Raw genomic sequence first — 17,538 nt, 5'->3', positions numbered from 1 at the left:
TGATAGGTATGCACATGCAAAGTAAATTTAACGTCAAAACACTATCGACACATTTACTTTGCCTGACGACATGTATCAGTCAGCAACTGTATGCAGAAACAGGTTCTACGGAACCTGTTTTGCTTCCTGAGATTACCATTGAAGCGCCACGAACCAATACCACGTGGTTGAAAACACCTGCTTCTGTATATCGAGTGCAGCAAGCTGAAAATAACAATAATGTTGGGGTCAATCTATCTGAAACGCTAAAAGGTGTACCCGGCTTACAGCTCAATAACCGTGAAAATTATGCGCAGGATTTACAGCTGTCTATGCGTGGATATGGTGCGCGTTCTACCTTTGGTGTTCGTGGTATTCGCTTATATGTTGATGGTATCCCTGCAACCATGCCAGATGGTCAGGGTCAAACTTCAAATATTGATATGAGTAGCTTGAGCCATGCTGAGGTGTTGGGTGGGCCATTTTCATCTCTATATGGTAACTCTTCAGGCGGTGCGATCTTAACGACAACCAAAGAGGGTACAGGCAAAGACTCAATTGAATTGGGTTATTCAGGCGGCAGCCACAATAAAAGCCGTGCCGATGTAGTGTTGCAAGGTGGATCTGAAAAAGCCAGTGAGCCGAGTTATGTGGTGAGTTCCTCATATTTTGAAACTGATGGCTACCGTGATCATAGTGCGGCTAAAAAGGTTTTGAGTAATGCCAAACTCACTTGGGATTTGGATGACGGTTCTAAAGTGAACTGGATTGTGAACCATGTCGATATCAATGCCGATGATCCGCAAGGTTTAACCCGTGTACAGTGGCAGAAAAATCCGAAACAACAAGTGCCATTTTTAAAGCAGTTTGATGTGCGTAAGGAAATTACTCAAACTCAAACGGGCCTTACGTGGAAAAAGCCGATCAATGATCAAAACGAATTGAATGCCATGGTGTATTTGGGACAGCGAGATGTGGTGCAGTATCAGTCTATTCCAAGTAATACACAGTTAAATCCTCGCCATGCTGGTGGAGTGATTGACTTTTCTCGTGATTATTACGGCACGGACTTTCGCTGGACAGGCAAAGACCTATTGCCAAATACACGCTTAACCGCAGGTTTTGCCTTTGACTTTATGGATGAAGATCGGAAAGGCTATGAAAACTTCGATGCCAATGGGCAATATGGAGTAAAAGGCGATATTCGCCGTGATGAAAACAATACTCTGTGGAATTTAGACCCCTATGTGCAAGCCTCATGGAACTTTCTGCCTGCTTGGACACTCGATGCTGGCCTACGTTATAGCAATGTGCATTATGAGTCTAAAGATCATTACATCGTAACGGGTAATGGTGATGACAGTGGCAAAACAGACTATGACAAAGTTTTGCCATCTGCGGCACTTAGCTGGAGCATCAATCCGCAGTTGAATGCATATATGAGTTATGCCAAAGGTTTTGAAACCCCAACCTTTACTGAAATGGCATATTCAAAAGATGATGGAATGAACTTTGCTTTAAAACCCGCTTCAAGTGATAACTATGAGCTGGGTCTTAAAGCACAAAATGCATGGGGTAATTTCACCGCAGCAATCTTCCAAAGTAAAACCCAAGATGACATTGTTTCGGCTGGAACAGAAGATGGACGTGCAACATATCGAAATGCAGACCAAACCTTGCGTGAAGGGGTTGAGTTGTCTTGGAATAAACAACTTTGGCGTGATCTAAGTGCACAAGCGAGCTACAGTTATATTGATGCAAAATTCGATGCATATGTTCCAGAAATTCCAAATCCGAATGATCCGTTAAAACCGAAAGCATCTGCAATAGCATCGGGGAATAAGATTCCCGGTATTGCGAAAAATCAAGCATTTGCAGCATTGAGCTGGCAACCTGACACAGGCTTTAATGCAGGCGTAGACCTACGCTATATAGACAAAATTTATGTCGATGATGCCAATAGCGATGCTGCACCAAGTTATACCCTCGTTTCGGCAAATGCAGGATATGTTTGGAAGCAAGATGATTGGAAAGTAAAAACCTATATACGTGCTGACAATTTATTCGATGAAAAGTATATTGGTTCAGTCATTGTAAATGATGGTAATGGCCGCTTCTTTGAACCTGCTGATGGCTTGAATTGGAGTACGGGCTTGAGTGTGACGAAAGCATTTTAAAATAAGGAGAGTTTTGTGGCGTTGTTATTTCAACCAATTCAGTTTGGCAGTTTGACTTTAAGCAATCGAATTGTGATTGCGCCAATGTGTCAGTACTCAGCCAATGAACAAGGCGAATTAACCTATTGGCATGAACAACAATGGGCGAATTATGCCTTGTCAGGTGCAGGATTATGTATCGTCGAGGCAACGGCTGTGCAGGCTGAAGGTCGCATTAGCTACGCTGATCTGGGGTTGTGGAATGATGTGCAACGGGCTCAAATCAAGGCTTTACTGGCAAATGTTAAGTCCCTTTCACCGATGCCATTTGCGATCCAGCTGGCACATGCTGGTCGTAAGGCTTCAACAGATAAGCCATGGGATGGTAAAGGTCAATTTGCACCCGAACATGCCAAGGGTTGGCAAACCGTGTCCGCAAGTGAATTGCCTTTCAACGTTGATGACCATGTACCACATGCTTTAAGCAAAGCCGAAATTGAAAAAATTATTGATGATTTTGCTGAGTCTGCAAAGCGTGCAGTGGATGCAGGCTTTGATTTGATTGAAGTTCATGCTGCGCATGGTTATCTCTTACATCAGTTTATGTCTCCACTGTCTAATCAGCGAACGGATGAATATGGTGGTAGTTTTGAAAACCGTATTCGTTTAACACTCGAAGTTTTTCAGGCCATGAAAAATGTGGTTCCTGAAGCTTATCCAATTGGTGTACGTATTTCGGCAACGGATTGGATGGAATATACAGGCGAAGACAGTTGGGATGTTGAATCTGCTGTCGGACTATCTAAAGCGCTAGAGCAACTCGGTGCTGCGTATATTCACGTATCGAGCGGTGGTTTACATGCAGCACAAAAAATCGAGTTGCAAGCGAACTATCAAGTTCCCTTTGCAGAAGCGGTCAAAAAGGCGGTAAATATTCCTGTGATTGCAGTAGGCTTAATTACAGAAGCTATGCAAGCCGAAGGTATACTTCAATATGGCATGGCAGATGCGATTGGCCTTGCTCGTGGTATTTTGTATGACCCACGTTGGCCATGGCATGCTGCTGCTGAATTAGGCGAAAATATTCAAATTGCACCGCAATATCTACGTTGCCAACCCCACGCCCAGCGCAGTCAATTTTCGTCATTCTAAAATTTTCAAATCGTTATCGATTTCATACAAAAGCTTCTGTACTAAGCCTGCTTGAGTCGCGGGCTTAGTACTATTTCAATTCACAGCATAGGATATTTCAATATGGTCTTTGAAGTCATTGCGCCAATTTTTCTTCTCTTGGCATTGGGATATCTTTCAGTGAAGATGAATTTGCTCAATAAAGAACAAGTTGGCACGATTGGCGGCTTTGTCATTAAAATTGCTTTACCTGCTTTGTTCTTTCAATCCTTAGCGTCTAAAAACTTACATCAAATTTGGTATCCCGGTTATTTCTTTGTTTATACCAGTGTGACGTTTTTATTATTTGGTTTCGCCTATTGGCTCATGAGGACACATTTTAGTAATAAAATGTCGCATGCCGCTGTGTTATCCCTTGGCGCGGGTATGTCAAATACTGGACTGATTGGTACGGCGGTACTGAGTCTACTGGTTGGGCAAAATGCGATGACCTATACATCCTTAGTGGTCATTATTGAAAGTGTACTCCTGGTCCCAACCGTATTGATTCTTATGCAATTGGGTACACAACAAAAAGCCAATTTCGCTGAAATTATTAAAAGTACCAGTTTAACCCTATTAACAAATCCTCTATTTGCAGGGGTGATGCTTGGCATCATTTTTGCCATTTTCCAAATACGATTACCACACCAAATCAATGATGTGCTGCTGATGTTGGGACAAACAGCTTCACCACTGGCTTTATTTGCTATCGGTGGGGGCATCGTGGGAATGAGCTTGAAATATGTCAATGCACAAAGTTGTTATTTGGTCTTTTCCAGCAATATTATCATGCCGCTTTTGATGTATCTGGGCCTGCGCTATTTCACCGATGTCAGCCAAGAAATGTTGTATGCGGGAACCATTATTGCCGCGCTGCCAATGCCGACGATATTTGCTATGTTAGGACAATCAATTGGCCTAAATGAAAAAACCTTAACCCCACTGTTAATGAGTACTATTTTAGGTTTTGTCGTGTCGGGTATTTTGATCAGTATGTGGTGGTCTTAAGCTTTCATTAAAAGCTTGAGTTTGAAGATTGGGGTCATAAAAAAGCCCTGAAATGACAGGGCTTTCTAAGATCAAAAGATTAACTTTTTTTCGCACTCGTTTGTTTAGGCGATTTTGCTTGTTCAACAAGCATTTTATCCACAGTCGCTAAAGATTCTTTGGCTTGCGGCACATTTTCCTTCGCTAAAGCGGTAAAGATTTTTTTCGCTTCAGCTAAGTTTTGCGGAATGATATTGCCATTTACAAACATATTGCCGACAGCCATTAAAGCAGGAACATAGCCTTTTTTCGCTAAGTCTTGGATGCTGTTTAAGCCTTGTTGAATCGGCTTTTCATTTTTTGCCTTAAACCCTGCACTAATGTCATATAGAGCTTTGGCATGAATAGCAGGGTAGTTGCCTTTTTTAATCAGTGGATCAAGTTTGATCAGAGCAAGTTTATCTGAAGCAGCACTATTTTCAGCAAACAACAAAATTGCATAATCAATGGTGGCATCATCAAAACCTGCTGAAGATGCACGTTCTAAATATTGTTTCGCTTTGGTCGTATCCTGTTTTAAACCGAGTGTACCCGTCGCATAATTTTTACCGAGTACATAGTTTGCCACTGGATAACCTTTTGCACCCGCTTGTTCATAGAGCTGAATGGCTTTCTTTTCGTCTTTGGCTGTGCCTTGTCCCGTTTGGGTCAAGTAACCGAGATTGTAAATGGCCTGAGCATTGCCTGTTGCAGCCAATTTGCTGAGAGCTTGATAGGCACCGTTCATGTCTTTGGCTTGAACTAAGGCTTCAATCTTGGCAAATTCAGGATCTACAGCAGCGGGTTTTGTTTCAGCAGCAGCGAATTGAGCAGACATAGCTAAAATGCTTGCGAGGAGGATTTTTTTCATTTTAAAACCTTTTATAAATCATTCACATAATTCCATTTATGTGATTTTGGGGATTATTTTTCTGTTCTAACATCATAGGTCGATTTATGTAAATGTAAAGTATGGATTTGTGATTTTAATGATCAAAATTAAAAAAATTGTATATGGATTATTTTAAACGGAAGCTAAATATTAAAAATTAAGCCTTTAGACTTTGCAAAGGTTGTTTACTCTGTTCTAATCGCGCTTTATTTATTTGCAGAGGCTCCGTGATGTTTATAAAGGGCATTAAACGTAACTACGATAAAATTAATGCAGATGAGTCGATTGCTGATGAAGACAAAATTGATGCACTTCTGATGAAACTCGGTGCAGAATTTTTAGTGAGTAAAGATGACCGTGTGTACGTCTTTAAAAAGGATGATGTCGAAGCGAAATTTGATGCTAAACATGCACGCGCTTATCACTTTAAAGAATATGTTTGTAAAGATATGAATAAGTTGTTTCATGGCTTTTAAACTAAAGCAAAAATTATAAAAAAGCACGGTATGAGAAGGAGGTAAATTTTACCTCCTTACTTTTACTATTTTTAATAATCTAGGGCTTGAATTAATTTAAAAATCTTCATTATCAAATAGATAAATATTTTAAAAATAAAAAACGAATAAAATATATGCAGCCCATTTATGATGAATAATAATTTACATGATTTATTGAGATGTATTTACGATGATAAAAATAATGTCCATCTTATTCATAAGTTTAGTCTATTCAATGACAGGTATGGCGCAGCAGCCCAAGCTTGTTCCTCACCCAATCACCTTAAAAAATGGCAAGCAATTTAGCTTAAATCTGCCCGCAGAGTACGAAATCGTCCCTGCCGCTGAAGGTTTAAAACGGGTGCGCTTTTTTGCGCAAGCCCCAGATGGCAGAATGTTTGTCACAGATATGTTTGATTTGTCGGACAATAAAAAGGGCACAGTTTATATTTTGGATGATTGGAATGCTGAAACAGGTAAATTCGGCAAAATCATTCCGTATCTGACCGGTTTAAGAAATCCAAATTCAGTTCAATTTTATACCGATGCTCAAGGACAAGATTGGTTGTATGTGGCGGAAACGCACCAACTGACACGGCAAAAATACAGCAAAGGAGAAACCAAGCCATCAAATAAAGCAGACGTGTTGGCGACATTTCCCGATTATGGCTTAAGTTATAAATATGGCGGTTGGCATTTAACACGAACCATTGCGATTGCTGGAAATAGGAAAATTTATGTGTCTGTAGGTTCAAGTTGCAATGCCTGTGCAGAGAAGGAAAAAGTACGGGCCTCAGTCATAGAGATGAATCCAGATGGTTCAGATCAAAAGATTTATGCATCTGGTTTACGTAATGCAGTCGGTTTGAAATGGATTGGAAAGTTTTTATTTGCGACCAATCAAGGCGTAGATCATTTGGGTAAAGCTAAACCTGATGAAACCTTTTATGCGCTCAAATCGAATACAGATTATGGCTGGCCATCGTGTTATTCAGTAAAGGGAAAGGTGATGACTGATCCTAAATTTAAAGGTCTGTCAGACTGCAAAAAAGCACCAGCACCCTATGCTTATTTCCCTTCACATTCCTCCGCTTTAGGTTTTGATTATTTTGATGATCCGAACAGCAATGACATCATCAAAAATTCATTTTTAGTGGCTTTGCACGGTTCTACGGACGAAGCCATTGGTCATGGTTATAAAATTGCGATAATGCGCAAAGGTCAAAAACTTGAAACCTTTATGGATGGCTTTTTAGTCGGTAAAACAGTGCATGGGAGACCTGCTGATATTTATAAGATTGATGAAAAGTCTTTTTATTTTTCGGATGATCGAGTAGGGGTGGTTTATTATGTGAGGGAAAAAGAATAGTTAAAAAAGCCAAAGTTTTTAGGCTTTGGCTTTAAATAGCTATTACTTTTATTTATTACACTTTTCAATATGTTCGAAAATACGTTCGCAAAGTTCTTTTGCTTTAGGTGTAAGTTTCCAATAAGGATTTTCATCAAAATCCTTAATGATTTCACGGCAAAAATCCAGTTTATACTTAATAGTGCCGACACCTTGGCCATCCGCAAAAGCAGTTTTCTTCGTTGTAGATGTGGGCTTTTTGATTGCTTGGTCAAGGAGTTTACCGATTCCGAACTCATTATGATCAAAGTAATTATCACCAGTAATTTTATCGATTAATGATATGTCATAGCTTTTTTTAGTTTCAGATTGCAATCGAGTAAACTTCGATTTAGCTACATTAATAATCGAATTTTTAGGTAGAGTATTTTCGGTTTCTTTACACTTAAGAATATAGTAATTCTCTTTTTTGAGTTCTTTTTGTAAAGCCTTGACACGTTCAGGTTTTGTTTGAATATCTCCATCTGCAATGAGGAGCATTTCACTGGCAATAGCTTTTGCACTTAGTCCTTTGTCATCTAAATGATTTGCATAATCATCATTAAATGACCAATGTGTCAAATTATTTCCCGCATACTCTACGAATGTATAGTGATAATTTGGCATAAAACGACGATATTTTTTATACAGTTTGGTATCAGTTTCTTCTAACTCAGCTAAATATTTTTCCATATATTTAGTGATATACAAACGGTCTGTTATTCCTTCGACCCAAATTGTGCAATTGGCTAAGTAGACAGAAGATGGTTTTACACCCAATGAGGCGAGTAGGTCACGATCTCGGTCACAGCGATAAATTTTAAAAACAAATTCTTTTGAATTTTTTTTAGGCTCTTTAACAAATTTTTGAATAATAACTTGATCAGACTCATCTGCCATATCTAAAAGATGGTTTGAGTGAGTGGTAAAGAAATAATAATGGTTGGTTTCATTCAAATAAAAGTTCATTAACTGACGAATCATACCTGCATGCATGTGAAGTTCAGGTTCTTCAATAAAGAAGGCATGAATATTTTTTTTACTAACAAATGCTTCATAAGTCAAAATAATGACTTGTTGTAAACCATCGCCAAGTTGCGAAATAGGAAATTGTGGTTCATTGCCAATTTTGATGTGTGGAATATTGTCATCATGAATTGGAATAATGACAACTCGTTCATTGTTAAAAAAATAACTGGATAAAGCATTTTGATAATCTTCTATGATTTGCCATTGATGTTCTTGCCCATTTCTAAATTTAGTCAAATTTTCATAAAAATTCTCACCTGAGATGATGAAGTTAGCTAAGTTTTGACGATCTTTTTCTTCTCCATCTGTAAAATAGTCAATCATAGTGCGCCAAATATATGGCCGCTTTGTATTATCGATTTTTTTATCTAAATGAAAATATCTTAACCCTCTTAATGTTGGTATATAATATTTTTCATTAAAAATTTGTTTTATTGAATTTGGATTTTCAATTAAATTTTTAACTTTAATTATTTCTGGAGTTTTAAAATTCACAAGTGAATTAAGAGTCTTATCAATTTGGAGAAGTTTTGTTGCTATTTCAGTGCTATTATTATTTTCTTTTAAAAATAATGATTTATAGTATGTTGAAAATTGGTTACTAAGTTTACTTAATTCGAAAGACATATCTGAGAAATTATCTTTTTCTAAGCTTTCTAAATCATCAAGTTTTTTCCTAGCCTTTTTTTCATAGATTTTTAGAATAAATTTTGTGAATAGCGCTATATGCTGTTGTTCAGTATATAGATTTCTTAAAAATCGACTTTTCCCTGCATTATTTTTACCAATAAAAAAGTTTAAGCGTTTTATTTCTACAACTTGATCATAATCCTGTTCATTGTCAGAACTATAGCCTTCTAAATTTTCCGCCCAATAATATAATTTTTCAGTCATAAAAAAGCCCCTAAACTTAGAGGCTAATGTACCACAACATTCTAAAAATTATAGACTTAAGCCGGTCTCGCCACATCACCATTCAAAGCTTCAGGTAATGCTAAAACAGTCACATCTAACTCTTCCAATGCTTCTGGACGAGCAACAACCAGTGCCACATAACCATTTTCTACAGCCGCGCTATTCACGACTTGTACGCCTTTATTAAGCTGTTCGCCTTGTGCAGGAGCAGTGCCTGTAGCAGAGATTGCGTGTAGCCATGCTTTCGGCTTAGCTTTAAACCATAGACGAGCAATGACTTCCTGACCAAGGTAGCAACCCTTGTCATAGTGCACGCCTTCACGTTGATGTAAACGTAATTCTTGCGGTTGGAATACATGCTCAATGGCTTGATCAATATAAGCTTGACCCGCTTGAATGGCTTGAACTTCCCACGCAGAAATATCGGTCACTTCAGCGGCAAAAGTCGTTTGTTCACCCGTGAGTGATGGATATACTTGACCTGCTTCTTCCAATTTCATTTTAGAGAACGCACCAAATTTTTTAATGTGTTTGGCAAATTCTTCAGCTTGATCTTGTGTAGTCACAATTACAAAACTTTCAGCATTAAGTTTCGTTAACCATAGACCAAAATGGATACGGCCTTTCAGGTCGCAGATTGCTGTATAACGCGTTACATTTTCTTCCAGACGCTCTACATGTAAAGTGACTTGCCCTTGAAGAAATTTTTGTGCATCGACACCATTTAAAGTGAAAGATGTAAATGCCATAGACGTTGTCATGACCAGCCTCTGTGTAAAATTTACATATAATTAATCTTGATATTTTGCAGCAAGCGCAGCCGATAGGCAAACAAAAAGCCCATATTGCTATGGGCTAGTGTTGTGCAGGATTAAATATTGCTGACCAATATCAGCGACAAGTATTAATGATCATGTGCAGACATGTCGCTTGCACTCATATCCATCGTAGAGTGGTGTGACGGCGGTTCGCTATTACAGTCATATTTGTCACCACAAATCCGTACGGTTTCCATCATGCCTTGATCTTCATGATCTAAGATATGACAATGCAATACAAAGTCACCTTCAAATTTTTCATACTTGCTGCGTACAATGAGTTTATAGCCTTGTTTAACAAATAAAGTATCTTTCCATACACCTTTCATGCCGTGATATTGCGAGTCTATATTGCCCGCTGTGTCTTTGTCTGAGCTGCCAATGGCACTGACATCAACACCATCTTCATCCAAAATTTTTACCACTTGAAATGGATTGACATGAATATGGAAAGGGTGACTTGCGACGTTACTGCTTAACTCCCATTCTTGAGTTTTCCCAATTGGTAGCTTGCGAACATAGCTGTGGTGGGTATGATCATCACCATGGTAGGCATCGCCAAAGCTAATTAATGTTCCATTTTCTTCATGGCGCAAACCAAACTTAAAGCTGCCATCTGGATTGAACAGAATGTCAAAATTGGTAATTTGTTTTGCCATATCTTTGATCATTTCATCGACTTCGGTTGTCATCAAACTTGCATGTGAAATAAATGCAGAAAGATCACCTTTCGCGACTTGGCTGATCACTTCTGGCGCAAGACCAATATTTGTTGCCTGAGCTTTTAAATAATCATAAGGGCTTTGTGCAGGAAGCTGTGTGGCTTGAACATTCACCCAACCGAGCAATTGTGTATTCAGTTTTTCTTCTGGCACACGGCGTAGCAATGGATTTTCTTCTGGCGCATTAATTTCATCTTCTAGATTCAATTTTGCATCATAAACACAATATTTATTGGTACTTGGGAAAGACAGCATGGCATCAAAACGGTAGCCTGGTTGGAAGATTGCAATGCCTTGCTTTTGCACCTGTCCCATGGTCAGACCATCTTGTGCAATGGTATACAGCGGCAATGTTTTCAATTTTTTAAATTGAGATGACATTGAGGTTGTTTGATATTTTTTACATTCATCAATGGTTTGTTCAGCGGTGTATGCCGTTGAATCCGGAAGTTCTTTAATGGTCAAACCAATGGTGTCACGAATACCGCCATGAATCATACGCCAGCGGTGATATTGGTTTTGATCGACTTTGATTTCACCGAACATTTTGCCATTAATACTGGTAAAACGGTTTTCTTCTGCCCATGAAGTCGGGATATCCAATTTTGAATAATCTTCCAATGAATAGATGCACGGTGATCCAATCTCTTGGCTCAACTTACTGTCGCAATCTTCATTGTATTGAATTTGCTGGAACAGCATGATTTTTTCATGATCATATTTTTGGGATTTCTGATTTTTCCATAAAATGTCCAAATCACCTGTTTGCTGAATCTGCCCATTGGCAACAACCGGTTTACGATCTCCCTCAATAATCAAAGGACCCGCCATACCGCTGGAAACTTGAATTGCCGTTGAACCATGAACATGCGAGTGATACCAAAACGTACCCGCAGGATGATTGGGTTCAATCTTAAATTCATAATGAAAATCTTGATTTGGTTTTAAGGTGAGAAATACGTTATCGCTATTGCCTTGTGGACTCACCCAAAGACCATGTGTATGTATATTCGTGGTATTAAAACAATTCCCTTGGTTAATGTTTGGTACGGGGTCTGGGCAAGTTTCTGTTGACTCTGCGGGTAGATTATTCACCAAATGAATTTTTAAACTTTCACCTTGTTTAGCGCGTATTTGCGGGCCGACAAGCACATCACTTACGCTACCATCTGCATTTTTACTGCTCCAAAGTTCAGGCTTAGTGAGATACCCACGCACATGAAGTGTGTCATTTTCACCCGTTTCAGGATCAAACAAAGCTTGGCGTTTATAGGCAATGATGAGTTCGTGCTCACCTTGCGTATTGGCTTTTAAGCGCGGTGGATTAGATACCACCGTAGGTGAATCAATTTCTTCCTCTTGCTCAGGTACTTCATTGTTCGATGTTGATTTGTCGTTGTCACCACAGGCAATGAAGGTGAGACAACTTAAGAGGCATCCAGCCCCGATAACTGTTTTAATTTTTGTCATGATCTTTCCCCAAAGCTTGATGACGGGATAACAGTAGTCAAGGTGTATCGAGGCTAACTTATTGTAAATTTGCAATTTATTTGGCAGATACAACAAACTACTATCTTATAAACTATGCGTTTATTATCAGAGAGTAGGAAACTTAGAAGCTATCCCTGTAAATGGGGATTAATTGAGAATTAAGATAAGGTTAACAATAAAAATGTGTATAAGGTCACATAAAAGCCCTATAGATTTCACATATTTATAATGGTATTTAATTTATTGATAATTAAGGTAAAAATAAATAGAGATTAATTTTTACTCAAATCTGAAGATGAATCGATGAATTATTACGCAGTGAATTTATCCTTAGACTAAAGAATGATGCCGAATATCCACTTTTTCCCTCAAAAAAGTCCATTTAGAGCAAATATTTCAAAGTTAATGTAACAAAACGTTTCTAAAAACCCTGTTTTTATATATAAACATTTGAAATTTATAAGATTTGGGAAATGGGTTTTTGGCAGTGTAGTATGCCTAACGAACAAAGATGAATTGTCTATTTAAAGACAACGCATAAAAAATGAAAGACCGAGGGCAGGAACGCTATGAACAACAACTACCGTAAACCGCTGCAAGGCACCCAGCTAGAATTTTTTGATGTGCGTGAAGCCGTTGAAAGCATTCAGCCAGGCGCATATGCCAAACTTCCATATACATCAAAAGTACTTGCAGAACAGTTGGTGCGTAAATGCGACCCTGCAATCTTAGAGCAATCGTTAAAAGAACTTATTTTCCGTAAACAAGATCATGACTTTCCATGGTATCCAGCGCGTGTGGTGTGTCACGACATTCTAGGGCAAACGGCATTGGTTGACCTTGCAGGTCTACGTGATGCGATTGCAGACCAAGGTGGTGATCCATCTAAAGTCAATCCAGTTGTGCCAACACAGCTCATCGTTGACCATTCATTGGCTGTGGAATTTGGTGGTTTTGATCCAGATGCTTTTGAGAAAAACCGTGCGATTGAAGACCGTCGTAACGAAGACCGTTTCCACTTTATTGAATGGACCAAAACAGCCTTTGAAAATGTCGATGTGATTCCTGCGGGTAACGGCATCATGCACCAAATTAACTTGGAGAAAATGTCTCCAGTGGTGCAAAACCGTGAAGGCGTGGCTTTCCCAGACACTTGCGTGGGTACAGACTCACATACGCCACATACTGATGCATTGGGTGTGATTTCAATTGGTGTTGGTGGCTTAGAAGCTGAAAACGTAATGCTCGGTCGTGCATCTTGGATGCGTCTGCCTGACATTATTGGTGTAGAGCTGGTAGGTCAACGTCAAGCAGGCATTACCGCAACAGATATCGTGTTGGCTTTAACTGAGTTCTTACGTAAAGAGCGTGTTGTTGGTGCGTACCTTGAGTTCTTCGGTGAAGGCGCAGACAGCATGTCTGTGGGCGACCGTGCAACCATTTCGAACATGACTCCTGAATATGGCGCAACGGCTGCAATGTTCTACATCGATCAAAACACCATTGATTATCTCACCCTGACAGGCCGTGAAGCAGACCAAGTGAAATTGGTTGAAGCCTATGCCAAAGAAATTGGTCTTTGGGCGTCTGATATGACAGCGGCAGAATATCCACGTGTACTTCGTTTTGACCTTTCAACGGTAACTCGTAACATTGCTGGCCCATCAAACCCACATGCACGTGTTTCAACGGCTGATCTGAAAGAAAAAGGCATTGCAGGCAACTTAGAAGCAGCGCGTGCACAAGAAGCAGAAGGTTTAATGCCAGATGGCGCGGTGATTATTGCAGCCATTACGTCTTGTACCAATACATCAAACCCACGAAATACAGTAGCAGCAGGTTTGCTTGCACGTAAAGCCAATGAGCTAGGACTCGTGCGTAAACCTTGGGTGAAATCATCATTTGCACCGGGTTCTAAAGCAGCAGCGTTATACCTAGAAGAAGCAGGCGTGTTGGGTGATTTAGAAAAACTTGGTTTTGGTATCGTGGCCTATGCGTGTACGACCTGTAATGGTATGTCTGGTGCGTTAGATCCAGTGATTCAGCAAGAAATTATTGACCGTGACTTGTACGCAACTGCGGTACTTTCAGGTAACCGTAACTTTGACGGCCGTATCCATCCTTATGCAAAACAAGCATTCTTGGCATCTCCACCATTAGTTGTGGCGTATGCGATTGCAGGGACGATTCGTTTTGACATCGAAACTGATTCATTGGGCAATGACAAAGACGGTAATCCAATTTACCTTAAAGACATTTGGCCGTCTGATGAAGAAATTGATGCACTGGTAAAAGTGGCTGTAAAACCTGAGCAATTTAAGAAAGTCTACATTCCAATGTTTGATTTGGGCGAGCGTGTACAAGCGGCAAGTCCACTTTATGATTGGCGTCCGCAAAGTACATACATCCGCCGTCCGCCGTATTGGGAAGGCGCTTTGGCTGCACCGCGTACACTTGCCAATATGCGTCCGCTTGCAATCTTGCCAGATAACATCACCACGGATCATTTGTCTCCATCGAATGCGATTATGATGGATTCGGCTGCAGGTGAGTATTTGCATAAAATGGGCGTACCTGAAGAAGACTTCAACTCATACGCAACCCACCGCGGTGACCATTTAACGGCGCAGCGTGCAACATTTGCCAATCCAAAATTGTTCAATGAAATGGTGGTACGTTCTGACGGTACGATCAAGCAAGGTTCAAAAGCGCGTGTAGAGCCTGAAGGCGAAGTGATGCGTATGTGGGAAGCGATTGAAACTTACATGAACCGTAAGCAACCGCTGATCATTATTGCGGGTAAGGACTATGGTCAGGGGTCGAGCCGTGACTGGGCTGCTAAAGGTGTGCGCCTTGCTGGTGTAGAAGTGATTGTTGCGGAAGGTTTTGAGCGTATTCACCGTACTAACCTTGTAGGTATGGGCGTGTTACCGCTTGAGTTTAAAGCGGGTACAGACCGTAAAACGTTAAAGCTTGATGGTACAGAGTTGTATAGCGTGATAGGTAATATTGCGCCGCGTTCTGACTTAACTTTAGTGGTTGAGCGTTCTACGGCAGATGGCAAAAATGAAATTGTTAAAGTGCCTGTAACCTGTCGTTTGGATACTGAAGAAGAAGTGCATGTGTATGAAGCGGGTGGTGTATTGCAGCGCTTTGCACAGGATTTCTTGGAAGGGAATGTTTAATTAAATCTACCCCAACCCTCCTTTGAAAAAGGAGGGAGTTCTCCTCTTTTATAAAGAGGGGTTAGGGGAGATTAAAGTTATTGATATTGTTGTAAAAAGACCCTACATTTATGTAGGGTTTTTATGTAAGTTTAGAAATGGATAACCGTATTTTAAATGGTGATTTTGAATTTTTGTCAGAAGTTTTTGAGAATTTTTTTAAGCAAAAATATATAAGAGAACGCCTAAACGCCATTGAGCAGAATAACATTACAGGATGGGAAATTTGGTTACAAGTTGAGTTTTCTTTCTTTTTGGAAGAACAAGAAAATGTAATGGAATGGCAAAGGGAAGTAGCTTGTAATTTGGATAAAAGAATAGTGAAATTAAAAGATAAAGGCATTATTGACTTTTGGATTCGAGAAAAAAATAAATCAAAGGAAACTATGATTGCTGTTGAATTAAAACAAGCTAGTTCTGCCCAAAGTTGTATTACAGCAATGGTGAAAGATTTGAATAAGTTTAATTCTTTAAAACCAAGTGAACATAGTTTTATTAGAAGCTTTTGGTGCGTTGGTGTTCATAGAACAGTGGAAGAAAGTACTTGTATTGCATACATTAATCAAAATAAGCAAGGCTATGAATTTAATCAAAATCATCTTTTTAGTAAACCCATTAAAGGGACAAAATTTAGTTTTACAATTCTATAAATAAGATTTGCAATGTAACGCTTTGCACAGGATTTGTTGGAAGGGAATGTGGCTTGATGATTTAAGTCGAAAGTAATTGATATTGTTTTAAAAAGACCTATTTATTCAAATAGGACTTTTGATTATGGATTATAATATTTAAAAATTTCATATGGCGTAGGAATTAATTTAATGACTGAATTGAATGAAGCACAAAAACTTGAATTAGCAAAATATTTAATGAATTTTTTAAATGCAGGGGATTGGCAAGAGTTAGCTATTTTGACGAAACTAGAGACTTCATATAATTGGCAATCATTATATAAAGATGTTAAATGGGCTAATGACTCTCTAAAGAAAAATTGTATTGATGCTGTTAGAGTAATTTTAGGGAAAGATCCTGCTAATCTCCAGTTCATATGGAATATAAATGGAGTACAGAATTCATTAAAAAGAAAGAACCTAGAGCTATATAAATTTATTGAAAGTATTATTAATAAGCAAGAATTTAAAACAGTAGAATCACCAAATTTGGCAAATGCTAGTAAGAATGTATTTGAAGCATTAGTCGAGGCTGAGTTACTTATTGGTCAGATGGGAGCTACAAGTGCTTATGACCGTACACACACTGCTTTACATGGTTTTTTGCAAACAGTTTGCGATAAAAATCAGATTGCATATGGTCAGCTAGACTCTATTACTGCTTTATTACCAAAAGTAAATCTACTCATAAAATCAAAAGTAGTTGATGATGGTAGAAATGACAAAGTTTTTGAAATGCTTCGTTCAGCAAATGCTATCTTAGAGAAGATTAATTATTTACGAAACAATCATAGTATGTCACATCCAACAGAAGAATTGTTGAATGAAGATGATGCTCATTTTGCTATTAATCTTACTCGATCAATTATGTCTTATATAGATAATATAATAGAAAAAATTTAATTTATGAAATTCATCTTTCACACGTAGTTATTTGTGGAAGATGAAACGCAGGTTAAAGAATTTTTTTGATTTTGATATGCTCTTTATGAGAAATTATATATTTCAAGTAATTAAAATATTTTTACTTATAAAAAGTCTATTTTTACACATAGGATAGATACGACAACAAGAACGTGAAGATTTGTTAGATATTAATAATTAGAAAGGTATAAAGAGTAACCATGCCCAAAAAATCCCCTGAACAAAAAGCCGAAGAACAACGCCGCTATATCGCTGCAAGTGGTGCAGCAAATAGCGAAGAACTCGAGCCCTTTCTAACAGATCCCAATCAAGCGATCCGAGTCACTGCTGCCATGAACCCCGATGCAGATGCCGAAATACTCGACCGCTTTGCCAACGACAAATTTTGGGGCGTACGCATAGAAGTCGTAAACCATCCAAATGTCAGTGACGCAACATTAGTTAGATTATTAGAAGCTAAAGTCAGTAAAAGAGGAGTCGTTCATCATGCAGCATATAAAAAATTGATGGAGCGAGGCGTCAAAATAGATGAAGATATGAAGCTAGATTTAAATAAATAGAAATAAGACATTGAATTATAAAATTTATTTAATTTAAGGCATTTCTAAAACTAAAAAGCAGCAAAATTTCCAAT

At 38.8% G+C, this 17,538-nt stretch carries 13 protein-coding genes; 9 read left to right on the top strand and 4 right to left on the bottom strand.

The features are described from left to right. Positions 1–14 precede the first annotated feature (14 nt). The 3 genes from B9T33_RS13640 to B9T33_RS13630 all read left to right on the top strand — a co-directional run bounded on the left by B9T33_RS13640 (position 15) and on the right by B9T33_RS13630 (position 4,316). Entirely contained in the window at positions 15–2,156 is a 2,142-nt protein-coding gene (locus B9T33_RS13640) for a TonB-dependent receptor (protein WP_086179498.1), read from the top strand. Positions 2,157–2,171: 15 nt separating this feature from the next. Beyond that, the gene (locus tag B9T33_RS13635) at positions 2,172–3,287 is read left to right on the top strand and encodes an NADH:flavin oxidoreductase/NADH oxidase (protein WP_086179447.1); all 1,116 of its coding nucleotides are present in this window, start codon (positions 2,172–2,174) and stop codon (positions 3,285–3,287) included. A gap of 102 nt (positions 3,288–3,389) precedes the next feature. After that, positions 3,390–4,316 carry an AEC family transporter gene (locus B9T33_RS13630; protein ID WP_086179446.1) on the top strand — a complete coding sequence of 309 codons (927 nt, stop codon included), beginning with the start codon at positions 3,390–3,392 and terminating at the stop codon, positions 4,314–4,316. A 79-nt stretch (positions 4,317–4,395) separates the two neighbouring features. Here B9T33_RS13630 and B9T33_RS13625 read toward each other — a convergent pair whose 3' ends face one another. Next, on the bottom strand, positions 4,396–5,205 hold the full coding sequence (locus tag B9T33_RS13625; protein WP_086179445.1) for a tetratricopeptide repeat protein: 810 nt from the start codon (positions 5,203–5,205) through the stop codon (positions 4,396–4,398). Positions 5,206–5,456: 251 nt separating this feature from the next. On the opposite strand from B9T33_RS13625, the gene B9T33_RS13620 reads away from it, so the two are divergent. Both B9T33_RS13620 and B9T33_RS13615 read left to right on the top strand, forming a co-directional pair. Continuing rightward, complete coding sequence (locus B9T33_RS13620) at positions 5,457–5,702, top strand: hypothetical protein (RefSeq protein ID WP_086179444.1); 246 nt, start codon at positions 5,457–5,459, stop codon at positions 5,700–5,702. Between the two features lie 211 nt (positions 5,703–5,913). Continuing rightward, positions 5,914–7,092, top strand: coding sequence for a PQQ-dependent sugar dehydrogenase (locus tag B9T33_RS13615; RefSeq protein WP_086179443.1), 1,179 nt, complete (start codon positions 5,914–5,916; stop codon positions 7,090–7,092). A 48-nt stretch (positions 7,093–7,140) separates the two neighbouring features. On the opposite strand, the gene B9T33_RS13610 is transcribed toward B9T33_RS13615, so the two are convergent. The 3 genes from B9T33_RS13610 to B9T33_RS13600 form a co-directional block, all read right to left on the bottom strand. Continuing rightward, complete coding sequence (locus B9T33_RS13610) at positions 7,141–9,033, bottom strand: AAA family ATPase (protein WP_086179442.1); 1,893 nt, start codon at positions 9,031–9,033, stop codon at positions 7,141–7,143. Between the two features lie 56 nt (positions 9,034–9,089). Beyond that, positions 9,090–9,815, bottom strand: coding sequence for a YgfZ/GcvT domain-containing protein (locus tag B9T33_RS13605; RefSeq protein ID WP_086179441.1), 726 nt, complete (start codon positions 9,813–9,815; stop codon positions 9,090–9,092). A 143-nt stretch (positions 9,816–9,958) separates the two neighbouring features. Further along, entirely contained in the window at positions 9,959–12,064 is a 2,106-nt protein-coding gene (locus B9T33_RS13600; RefSeq protein WP_086179440.1) for a multicopper oxidase family protein, read from the bottom strand. 590 nt (positions 12,065–12,654) lie between these two features. Here B9T33_RS13600 and acnD point away from each other — a divergent pair. The 4 genes from acnD to B9T33_RS13580 all read left to right on the top strand — a co-directional run bounded on the left by acnD (position 12,655) and on the right by B9T33_RS13580 (position 17,464). Continuing rightward, entirely contained in the window at positions 12,655–15,270 is a 2,616-nt protein-coding gene (gene acnD, locus B9T33_RS13595) for a Fe/S-dependent 2-methylisocitrate dehydratase AcnD (protein ID WP_086179439.1), read from the top strand. A gap of 137 nt (positions 15,271–15,407) precedes the next feature. Then, the gene (locus tag B9T33_RS13590; protein WP_086179438.1) at positions 15,408–15,959 is read left to right on the top strand and encodes a hypothetical protein; all 552 of its coding nucleotides are present in this window, start codon (positions 15,408–15,410) and stop codon (positions 15,957–15,959) included. A gap of 171 nt (positions 15,960–16,130) precedes the next feature. Then, entirely contained in the window at positions 16,131–16,883 is a 753-nt protein-coding gene (locus B9T33_RS13585; protein WP_086179437.1) for an abortive infection family protein, read from the top strand. Positions 16,884–17,104: 221 nt separating this feature from the next. Continuing rightward, positions 17,105–17,464: a hypothetical protein gene (locus B9T33_RS13580; protein ID WP_086179436.1), complete on the top strand. Its 360-nt coding sequence runs from the start codon at positions 17,105–17,107 to the stop codon at positions 17,462–17,464. The last annotated feature ends 74 nt before the right edge of the window (positions 17,465–17,538 follow it).

The sequence above is a fragment of the Acinetobacter sp. ANC 5054 genome (assembly GCF_002135295.1).
Lineage (GTDB): Bacteria > Pseudomonadota > Gammaproteobacteria > Pseudomonadales > Moraxellaceae > Acinetobacter.
The sequence above is the reverse complement of the archived record's forward strand: the minus strand, read 5'-3'. Positions and strand labels throughout refer to the sequence as shown.

Bases quoted from the DNA above. Each gene is read 5' to 3' on its own strand.
- B9T33_RS13640 (WP_086179498.1), top strand. From the start codon at position 15: ATGCAAAGTAAATTTAACGTCAAAACACTATCGACACATTTACTTTGC.
- B9T33_RS13630 (WP_086179446.1), top strand. From the start codon at position 3,390: ATGGTCTTTGAAGTCATTGCGCCAATTTTTCTTCTCTTGGCATTGGGA.
- B9T33_RS13625 (WP_086179445.1), bottom strand. From the start codon at position 5,205: ATGAAAAAAATCCTCCTCGCAAGCATTTTAGCTATGTCTGCTCAATTC.
- B9T33_RS13620 (WP_086179444.1), top strand. From the start codon at position 5,457: ATGTTTATAAAGGGCATTAAACGTAACTACGATAAAATTAATGCAGAT.
- B9T33_RS13615 (WP_086179443.1), top strand. From the start codon at position 5,914: ATGATAAAAATAATGTCCATCTTATTCATAAGTTTAGTCTATTCAATG.
- B9T33_RS13610 (WP_086179442.1), bottom strand. From the start codon at position 9,033: ATGACTGAAAAATTATATTATTGGGCGGAAAATTTAGAAGGCTATAGT.
- B9T33_RS13605 (WP_086179441.1), bottom strand. From the start codon at position 9,815: ATGACAACGTCTATGGCATTTACATCTTTCACTTTAAATGGTGTCGAT.
- B9T33_RS13600 (WP_086179440.1), bottom strand. From the start codon at position 12,064: ATGACAAAAATTAAAACAGTTATCGGGGCTGGATGCCTCTTAAGTTGT.
- acnD (WP_086179439.1), top strand. From the start codon at position 12,655: ATGAACAACAACTACCGTAAACCGCTGCAAGGCACCCAGCTAGAATTT.
- B9T33_RS13590 (WP_086179438.1), top strand. From the start codon at position 15,408: ATGGATAACCGTATTTTAAATGGTGATTTTGAATTTTTGTCAGAAGTT.
- B9T33_RS13585 (WP_086179437.1), top strand. From the start codon at position 16,131: ATGACTGAATTGAATGAAGCACAAAAACTTGAATTAGCAAAATATTTA.
- B9T33_RS13580 (WP_086179436.1), top strand. From the start codon at position 17,105: ATGCCCAAAAAATCCCCTGAACAAAAAGCCGAAGAACAACGCCGCTAT.